The organism is Afipia dichlorophenoxyacetatis (assembly GCF_055386385.1).
The window spans coordinates 2,633,542-2,642,539 of the sequence record NZ_AP029250.1; the positions used below are offsets into that span (position 1 = coordinate 2,633,542).

Annotated in this window: 9 protein-coding genes; 3 read left to right on the forward strand and 6 right to left on the reverse strand. The window is 59.6% G+C overall.

Annotated elements, in window-relative coordinates; translation table 11 throughout:
* Positions 1-444: 444 nt before the first annotated feature.
* Positions 445-2,148, forward strand: a complete 1,704-nt coding sequence (locus ACZ5C3_RS12295; RefSeq protein ID WP_464037935.1) for a methyl-accepting chemotaxis protein — start codon at positions 445-447, stop codon at positions 2,146-2,148.
* Between the two features lie 101 nt (positions 2,149-2,249).
* Here the strand turns inward: ACZ5C3_RS12295 and ACZ5C3_RS12300 are convergent, their stop codons facing one another.
* The 5 genes from ACZ5C3_RS12300 to ACZ5C3_RS12320 form a co-directional block, all read right to left on the reverse strand.
* Positions 2,250-3,047, reverse strand: a complete 798-nt coding sequence (locus tag ACZ5C3_RS12300) for an outer membrane protein (protein WP_464037936.1) — start codon at positions 3,045-3,047, stop codon at positions 2,250-2,252.
* Between the two features lie 223 nt (positions 3,048-3,270).
* Entirely contained in the window at positions 3,271-4,020 is a 750-nt protein-coding gene (locus ACZ5C3_RS12305; RefSeq protein WP_464037937.1) for an outer membrane protein, read from the reverse strand.
* Positions 4,021-4,270: 250 nt separating this feature from the next.
* Entirely contained in the window at positions 4,271-4,639 is a 369-nt protein-coding gene (locus ACZ5C3_RS12310) for a hypothetical protein (protein WP_464037938.1), read from the reverse strand.
* A 549-nt stretch (positions 4,640-5,188) separates the two neighbouring features.
* Positions 5,189-5,683: a lysozyme inhibitor LprI family protein gene (locus ACZ5C3_RS12315; protein WP_464037939.1), complete on the reverse strand. Its 495-nt coding sequence runs from the start codon at positions 5,681-5,683 to the stop codon at positions 5,189-5,191.
* Between the two features lie 246 nt (positions 5,684-5,929).
* Positions 5,930-6,259: a hypothetical protein gene (locus tag ACZ5C3_RS12320; RefSeq protein ID WP_464037940.1), complete on the reverse strand. Its 330-nt coding sequence runs from the start codon at positions 6,257-6,259 to the stop codon at positions 5,930-5,932.
* Between the two features lie 64 nt (positions 6,260-6,323).
* Here ACZ5C3_RS12320 and ACZ5C3_RS12325 point away from each other — a divergent pair, with 64 nt between their 5' ends.
* Together ACZ5C3_RS12325 and ACZ5C3_RS12330 are read left to right on the forward strand one after the other, a co-directional pair.
* A complete protein-coding gene (locus ACZ5C3_RS12325; RefSeq protein ID WP_464037941.1) occupies positions 6,324-6,833 on the forward strand; it encodes a hypothetical protein in 510 nt (169 codons plus the stop codon).
* 168 nt (positions 6,834-7,001) lie between these two features.
* On the forward strand, positions 7,002-7,190 hold the full coding sequence (locus ACZ5C3_RS12330; RefSeq protein ID WP_464037942.1) for a hypothetical protein: 189 nt from the start codon (positions 7,002-7,004) through the stop codon (positions 7,188-7,190).
* A gap of 509 nt (positions 7,191-7,699) precedes the next feature.
* Here the strand turns inward: ACZ5C3_RS12330 and ACZ5C3_RS12335 are convergent.
* Complete coding sequence (locus ACZ5C3_RS12335; RefSeq protein ID WP_464037943.1) at positions 7,700-8,947, reverse strand: DUF763 domain-containing protein; 1,248 nt, start codon at positions 8,945-8,947, stop codon at positions 7,700-7,702.
* Between the last annotated feature and the right edge of the window lie 51 nt (positions 8,948-8,998).

Here is an 8,998-nt window from a genome sequence, read left to right on the forward strand (position 1 = left end):
AAGTTTTGCGCGGCGTTGACGCCGAACGCGATCAGGCAGCGGTGCTGACGCATCGTTCTGCGGCACTGACGCGATAGCGGCCGATGAACATCGGTGAATGCCATCAGTCGCGACGCGACCGTCATCACACGCCGTCGTTTGAGTACGATACCGTACACACGCTGGCCGCGCCCCGATCATTCCAGGCTCGACCTTTTTTTGTTTTCGAATTCGTCTTGAGGTGCGGAGGTGGCCGGCGCTCTGTTCACAGCGGACCACGTCATGTGCGCATCGTTGTTCCATCGCGTGGAACGTTTTGTAAATCTTTCGTGACAATCGAGGCGCGGTACACCGCGCGCAATCGAATATTCCGCGCGAGGATGGAAATTATTTTGCGCTTATTGAGACACCTCTTAATTTATTTAGCACGCGATTAATAGCTCGCGGTCATTTTCCGAGCCCGACATGCCCCGGCATGATTCGGAAAACGGAAAGAACATTATGCGCGTCACGTTGAAGGCGTCCCTGATCGGAGTGCTCTCCCTGCTGGTTGTCATGATCGCAGGTGAGGGATGGTATGGCATCTCCCAGGTCGACAAGATGAATTCCTCTACGCAAGACATCGACACCAACTGGATGCCGTCGATCAAGTCGCTCGGCGAGCTGAAATATCTGGCCGCGCGCGTCCGTCTCGATGCCATCCATGCAGCGACCTCGGAAGGTGAAAGCCGTCAAGCCCGTCTCAAGGCACTGAGCGAACATCTCGAGGCGATGGACGTTGTCGGCAAGAAATATGAAAAGCTCATTTCTAATGCGGAAGAGCGGACATACTGGACGTCCTTCACGGATAAATGGCAGGGGTATCTCCGGCTGCAGAAGGAAGCGCTCTCGAAGGACCGCGACCGGCTGGAAAGTCTGTTCGCCGAGACAAACGGAGCCGCTTATCTCGATGCGTTGAAGCCGCTGGATGAAGACATTGTCTTCAACAACAAGGGTGCGAAGCAGGCAACCAGCGCAGCTCAAGGCATCTTTGATAGTGCGCAACGCTCGATGATCGGCCTCGTGGTGGTGGCGATCCTGATCGGCCTCGCGGCGATCGCCTTCGTTGTGCTGCGGCTCGCCGCGCCGCTGCAGAAGCTCAACGGCGCCCTGCAGGCCATGGCCGACGGTGACGTCCATTCGGAGATCCCCGGCGCATCGCGCAGCGACGAAATCGGTGACATCGCCAAGACGGTGACTGTCATCCGCCAGAATGCCGAGAACGAGGCCCTGGCGAAAGCAGACGAAGCCGCCCGCGAGACTGTGGCCCGCGCCGCGCAGCGCAAGACCGAGATGAATGCACTCGCGGACCAGTTCGAGGCGGCGGTGGGCCAGATCATCGATCGGGTCTCGTCGGCATCCACCGAGCTGGAAGCTGCCGCAGGATCGCTGACCGAGATCGCCGGCACCACGCAGCGCCTGGCGGTGAATGTTGCGTCGGCCTCGTCGCAAGCGTCGAGCAATGTACAGTCGGTGGCGTCCGCGACCGAGGAGATGGCATCTTCAGTGAAGGAGATCGGTCGTCAGGTGGAAATGTCCACGCGCATCTCCGCGGATGCGGTTCAGCAGGCGCACATCACCGATCAACGTATTGGCGACCTGACGAAGGCAGCCGCGCGCATCGGCGACGTCAGCGAGTTCATCAAGACCATCGCCGGGCAGACCAACCTGCTGGCCCTGAACGCCACCATCGAGGCGGCACGTGCGGGCGAAGCGGGGCGGGGCTTCGCGGTGGTCGCAGCCGAAGTGAAGGAACTGGCGGCTCAGACCGCCAAGGCAACCCAGGAAATCGCCGAGCAGATCGCGGGCATTCAATCGGCAACGAATGAATCAGCCAGCGCCATTCAGGACGTCGGCTCCACCATTTCCAACATCTCCCGCATCGCGACCACCATCGCGGCGGCTGTGGAAGAGCAGGGAATGGTGACGCAGGAGATCGCACGGAACGTGCAGCAGGCCGCTGCCGGGACCAACGATGTCGCCACCAACATCAACAGCGTCAACGAAGGTGCGGCCTCCACCGGCTCATCCTCGGTGCAGGTGCTATCGTCGGCCAAGGCGCTGGCGGAGGAAAGCAACCGCCTGAAGCACGAGCTGCGCGAATTCCTGCACACCGTGCGGGCGGCCTGATCGGGCGGCACGGGTTCACTTGCTCAACAAAAAAGCCCGGCACGAAGCCGGGCTTTCAACATTGAAGCGTGTCGGATCGTATTTGCCGACGCGGACGAGGACTAGCCGCCAAACTTGTAATTGATGCCGGCCCTGACGGTGCTGAGATCGTGATGGAAGCTGGCGATGGGGTTGACGCTTTGGGGCACGTCAAATTTTGCGGTGACTGGCGGCGTGGTGTCGTCGAATTTTGCGTAGAGGTATTCGATCTTTACGGACCAGTTCGGAGCAAAGGCATACTCCGTACCGGCGCCGATCACTCCGCCGTAAAGCGTCGACGAACTGGACCATGTGACGACGGAGCCTTGGTTGAAGATACCTGGTTGCGCCGAGTAGATGGAGTCTTTGGCATGGGTCACTGCCAGGCCGCCCGTGACGTAAAGCAGCCAATTGGGAGCGACAGTCACACCCCCTCGCAGGCGAGCGGTCGCTAGCCAATCATACTGGCTGGAATAGGTGGCTGAGGTGGTGCCGCCTTTGCCGTTGAAGAACGGATCGACGAATGTATTGGTTCTGGCGTTGATCCCGCTGAAGTCGAGTTCGGCGCCCAGCACCCAGGGGCCGGTCTGCCAGTTGTAGCCGATCTGGCCGCCACCGATGAAACCTTGAGGTCGAGCCGATACCGGTGGAGCCGAAATATCGACACCGTTTATTTTCCCGAACTGACCGTCATGCAGGGGAGTGGCATCCGAGTTGCCCCAGGCATAGCCGGCGTTGAGGCCCACGTAAGCGCCGGTCCATGACCACGGCGCTGCCGCCATCGCATAAGCCTTGGTCGGCATCGCACCAAGATCAGCTGCCATCGCCGTCGAAGTCCCGAACGCCACGATGGCGGCGGTGGTCAGAAAGGTCTTGCGCATTTTTGCTTTCAGGTGGTCGTCGCATTACGATAACCACATCGCTACCGGTCAGGCAGATTCTCGTCTTGGGGCAGGCGGTATTGCGGAGCGGACAAAACGATACTTTGGAAGGTTTCGTGCCGGTGTCGCTATCCGGCCACAAGGCCGCTTGCGCCTGACCGCGCGCCCGAAAAAAAGCCCGGCGCGAAGCCGGGCTTGAGTTTGACTGGAGATCAATCGCAGCTCAGTAATTGGTGCCTGAGCCACCAAAGCGATAGTTCAAGCCGACGCGGCCAATCTGATACTCGTGTTTGAAGTCGATGTAGGAGCCAGGGTTGACGATGGAGTCAACCCGATTGGTTCCGAGGTTCGCATAGAGGTATTCGGCCTTCAGCGACCAGTTTGACCAGATCGCGGTTTCTAGACCCGCACCGATCGCGTAGCCTGACAACGTGTCGTCGTGCGCTGCGCCAGGCACGCCAAAATCCACCAAGCTGTCTTTCACGTTTGCGAACGCCGCGCCGCCGGTGACGTACACCATCGAGCGATCCCAAGCGTATCCGAGGCGGCCGCGAACCGTTGCTAGATAGTCGGTTTTGGAATTGAAGATCAGTTCTTCGCCGTGGAAGCAGTCATTGATATCGCAAGTTGAGCGTTTAGCTGAGATTGCGTTGATGTCGCCTTCGATGCCGAGCACCCAATTCGGCGCGAATTGCCAGTTATACCCAATCTGCCCGCCGCCGGTGACGCCGGCCTTGAAGAGATCGTTGTTGTTGCCGGTGTTGGGATTTCCAAACCAGCCGGTCGTCGGATCGGGTGCAACATTAGTGCCTGCCGCAGCCGCGCCAATGTTGGCGCCGATATACAGGCCGGTCCAGTCATAGATCGGCGATGCCGCCGGGGCTTTGGTATATGGGCGCGCGCCTAAATCTGCGGCAGTTGCAGAACCGGCGGTCAGTACAGCAAGTGCGATGCTAACGGCAAAGTATTTCATGTCTTCCTCACAAAAAGTCTGGCGGAGGCCGGCTGTAAGAGCCGCGCGATTCCTCAAGCCACTGTGTAAGGACGATCCGGGATGTTGGCTTGGATTAGTCAGTGCTCTCACTAGGACAGGAAGGCCCTCCCGGAAGTTTGTTGCAGTCGTGTTCATTCAGCCACACTGGAGCTTTCGCGGGCGCCTTTCAGCGCAAAAAAAGCCCGGCGCGAGGCCGGGCTCAAGTTTCACTGGAGAGATCGGATGTTCTTCAATTCAGTGGAGGCGGGGTCACCTCGACCTGTGGAGGTGGCGTCGTATCGATGACTGGCGGCACCGGCGGCGGTGGGATGACTGTATCTTCCGGGATCACGTCGTCATCTTCTTCGGTCGGTAGCCTTTCGAGATGGCTGAACGTCCAATGATGTCTCAGCATACATTTCCTGAAACGCGCTGTCGGGAATCCCCGCTGTTCGCCAGCCACCCGTTCGCATTCGCTTGCGTCGGCTTGCATGTCACCATCCATCTCGTAGTCACTTCTCAATGGCTTTCGCACGTCGTTCCAGACGTCCTTGTAGGTCTGCGCGTGAGCCGCTGAGGCCATAAAAATTGCCATGGCGACAAGTATGCTGCGTTTCATTGTTCGCTCCCTCGCTCGTCTCAAAGTTTGTCGCGTGTGACGCAGGCTTTGGTTCACGGGCGGGCGATGACAAATTGGACATGCTCGGCGCCCCACGGGCGCGGTTTTTTGCTTTCGGATGCCTGCCAACGAAAAAAAGCCCGGCGTGAAGCCGGGCTCAAGTTTCGCTGGAGAGAGAGTGGATGTTGGTTCAATTCAGCGGAGGCGGGGGCACCGCGACCTGTGGAGGCGGCGTGTTGACAGTTACGGTGTAGGGACGCCCGGGATCACATCCCGGAACTCTTCGATTGGCAACGGTTCGAGATGGTTGAGTTTCCAATGATGTCTCAGCATGCATTTCCTGAAACGTGCTGTCGGAATTCCTCGCTGTTCGCCTGCCACCTGTTCGCATTCGCTTGTGTCTGTTTGTACGTCACTATTTATCTCGGAGTCGCTTCTCCACGGCTTTTGCACGTCGTCCCAGACCATCTTGTAAGGCTGGGCGTGAGCCGCTGACGTGATCAAAAGTGCCGCGACAGCAACTATGCGTTTCATTGTTCGCTCCTCCGGTTATTTTCGCTGCGAGAGATCGTCGACGAAGACGCGCAGATAGATCGCGCGCCGCGCGGTCTCGCGGTTGTTGCAGGCCGCAATCATCGGATAGGCCATCGATCCCTGAAAGTAATCGTACCAAAAATTGCAGGTCAGATCGCGAGTTTGAATCCATGATCGCTGCATCGCCTTCAGCTTGTCCTGCTGCTCCGGCTCAAGGCGGTCCATCATCGTCTTGTAGGAATCGTTGACGATCGTGTCCCAGACCATGCGTTCGCGGTCGAAGCATTGGATCTGCGTCCTGTCGGTGGCCTCATCGCCTTTCATGCAGGGATCGGCGATCTTGGACACGCAGGCTTCATAGGCCTCCTGCGAAGCGCCGGCCTTGTCGAAGGTTTGCAGGCACGCCGCTATCGTCTTGATGTCGCGCGCATCCGGCGTTTCCGCTGCTGCGGCGTGCGAGGTCAGCAAGCACAAGGCTGCGAAGAGGCCAAATGTGGCGCGGCGGATCATGGTCGTTGGTCCCGGAAAAGAGGCGTTCTTTCAATAGTCGCGCCCGCACGGACCGTGGTTCGGCGGTGGGGCCGCTTATTTCGTTAGCATGGCCTTATCCTGCGGCCGAAGGATCATGATCCGGAGCGCACGGTGTAGTGACGCGCTGCTGCGTCCGCGGTCCTGACTAACTCCCATCGACGCTGCGCCTGCGAAGCAATAAAGCTTGCAACGCCCGCGTGCAGCAATGTGAGCGCGGTTGTCTCATTAGTTTAAACAGCCTGTTGCGATGACGACGCCATTCTCGATCATGTTCTCGCATATCTTCCCCGTTTCCGGATCGATCCATTTTTTGCGAGGTTGTCGCACCGTTCGCTGAAGGCGCCAGCCATGCGCGCGCATGCATTCTCTGCGCGCCTCTGATGTCGGCTCCCCGTCGTGGTCGATGCCGACTTGCTGTTCACACTCGCTGGTGTCGATGTGAAGTGCGTCGTTGCCGCGGGGGTGTTTCGTCATATTGATCCAGAAGTCGGTGTCGGCCTGGGCGTGAAGTGTGCCGCAGATCAATAGGGTGCCTGCCAATATCCAGCGGCTCATGACGTTGTCCTTTCGCGTGGGTCTCTCTCTTCTTGTCGGACTGAGGAGTCTGGACGTTCACGCGATGAAGATTACATTTCGGAAAGTGACGTGCTTGAGGGAAGGACAACGCGATGATGGGTTCTGGTTACCGGTCATGACGTGCCTGGCGCTCGCAGCAGTTCTTGCGTCGGCCGCCGTTGCGGACACGCCGGCCCATGCCATGCTGGGTGCACATCGGGTTCCAGCGTATCAAGCTGGGACATCCGCCACACACCATGATGTGCAGCAGGTTCAAATGAGCGGCGAGAGAAGCGGTGTGTATTCGGGCATTACTCCCGGCATGCAGACCGGCATCCGTCCGGGATACCAGCCGGGCTACGCCGGCACGGGTGCGATCCCCGGCGGCTATGGCCGGGGACCTGACAGCGCCATCGCCTCCGGCGTGGCGCGCGGCGTTCTCCCGGCTTCGAAAGCCAACCCGATGGTGGCGGGGCAGCAGCCCGCGCCGGGCTATTGCTGGTACTACACCAATCGATCACGCACCCGCGGCTTCTGGGATGTGTGCCCGGACCGTGCGCCACGCCGCGATTGATGAGATCATCAGCCTGTCTTGCTTCGCGTGTAGATTGTGAGAGGTCACGAACGCGAATCGATACTGCTTCAGATGTGGGCAGCGGCTTGTCCACAATTCAATGTGCTTGTCTGCATGGCCGGACTCACCGTAACCAAAGTCATCCCACGACGTTGCTGGACTTACGACATGGTTCTTCATTCTCCTGATCTCCCGAAGACCGGGTATGCGCTCGAGATCGATGGTCGCATCAAGACTGAATTCAGCACCAAGGAAGGCGCCGAACGCGGTGCCATCGAACTGAAGCGGCGTTTCCCGACGCTGCAGATCCGCGTGTACGATGCCGCAACGCAATCGCGGCACGAAGTTCACGCGTAAGGCTTTCCTTCGGTTCCGCTGACCACTCATCGTTGCGCTGCGGCAATTCGCGACGGCGAGTTCGGAGAATTTTGGGTTGGTCGTGACATCGCCATTGTTGCCGGTGCTAATGCCTCGGCTGCTGCATGTATGCATGTCAGCAGCACAAATGCTGTGCTTGCAGCGCGCACCGAGGAACGCTTAGACTTGGGCGACGTTGAAGAGCATCAAAAGGGGGTGCCTTCAGATGAAGCGGCTGGCACGGTGGTTCAAGACTTTCTTTCGCAGGGGATCGCGCCCGGTCTCCGATGATGATCTGCCATTTACGAACGAAGAGTTTGCGCGGCTGATCGCAAGCGGCAGATCGGAAGACATGAAGATTCTCGCGCGCGGCTTGTCCCGCCCTAATCGATCGTCCCGCATCGAGCTTGAATCATCCTGAACAGGCTCCGGAACCTGCAACAGGCTTCAGGCAACAGCGGAAGGCATCACTGCGGCCTCAAGTGATGTGTCACCTTTGATGAAAGTCTTCACGATCCGGACGACGTCTTGTCGCCCGCGATATCCTTTTCCCAGCCGAACACCGATCGCCCGTCGAGCGCCGGTGAAGCCGCACGTTCGGTCGCGACAAAGGCGTCGAAGGACGGCCCCTGTGCGCTGCGTTCCAGCCGGCGGGCCTGATCGTCGAGGCGTTTCAAGGCCTGCATTTCCTCATCGCGCCCAAGCTTTGCATTTTGCACCGCGGATTTCATCACGCGGATGGTCTCGTCATAGACCTTGAGCGGGACGGGGTAGGGATGCCGGTCCTTGCCGCCATGGGCCAGGGAAAACCGCGCCGGATCGGCAAAGCGGTAGGGCGCGCCGTGAACCACTTCAGCCACCATCGCGAGCGAGCGCACGGTTCGCGCGCCGACGCCCGGCGTCAGCAGAAGATCGGGAAAGTCCGCAGGTCCGCGCTCGGCCACGGCGGCCAGCGTTCCATGCAGGCGGCGGGTAAATACATCCTTCGAGCGGACGTCGTGGTGCGCCGGCATGATGAGATGCGGGAGCAGGGCCTGTTGCGGCGGTTCGCCGTTCAGCACCTCGTATTCCGACAGAATGCGGTCCGGGCCCAAGTCGGCAAGAAGTTCGAGCTGCGCGGCGCGCGACGTCTCCGCGCGATGATCCGTGAGGTTGACGATCTCGCCCTGAGCCGGTCCGTCGATGGCGCTATGCGGCTCATCGACAAAGCTCTTCAGATTTTCCGAATGCCAGTGATAACGGCGCGCCTGCCTTTTATCTTCGTTCATGCCCTGCTGGACCACGGTCCATTTGCCGTCGTCGGTGACGAAGAAGCCGTGCAGGTAGAGATCGAAGCCGTCTTGTACCGCGGCGCTATCGACCTTGGCCACCAGGCGGCTGGCGCGCGTCAACCCGGCGCCGTCGAAGCCGATGCGGTCGCCGAGCGCCTGAAGTTCCTGGGGTGTTTTGCGCGAATGCTGGCCGCGTCCGCCGCAGACATGAATGCCGAGCTCGCCCTGCAGCGGGGTGAGGCCGCGTTTCAATGCGCCGATCACGCTGGTGGTGATGCCGGACGAGTGCCAGTCCATTCCCATCACGGCGCCGAACGACTGAAACCAGAAGGGATGCGACAGGCGCTGCAAGAATTCGTCGCGACCGTAATGATGCACGATCGCCTGCGTAATGATGGCGCCAAGCGAGGCCATGCGCGTGCCGAGCCATGCCGGAACGCGTCCGCTATGGAGGGGAAGATCGGCGCTGCCTGTGCGTCTGGCCATCGTCTGATTGTTAGGTTCCGAGATGAATCGGCTGGATTATATTAGAGAGGT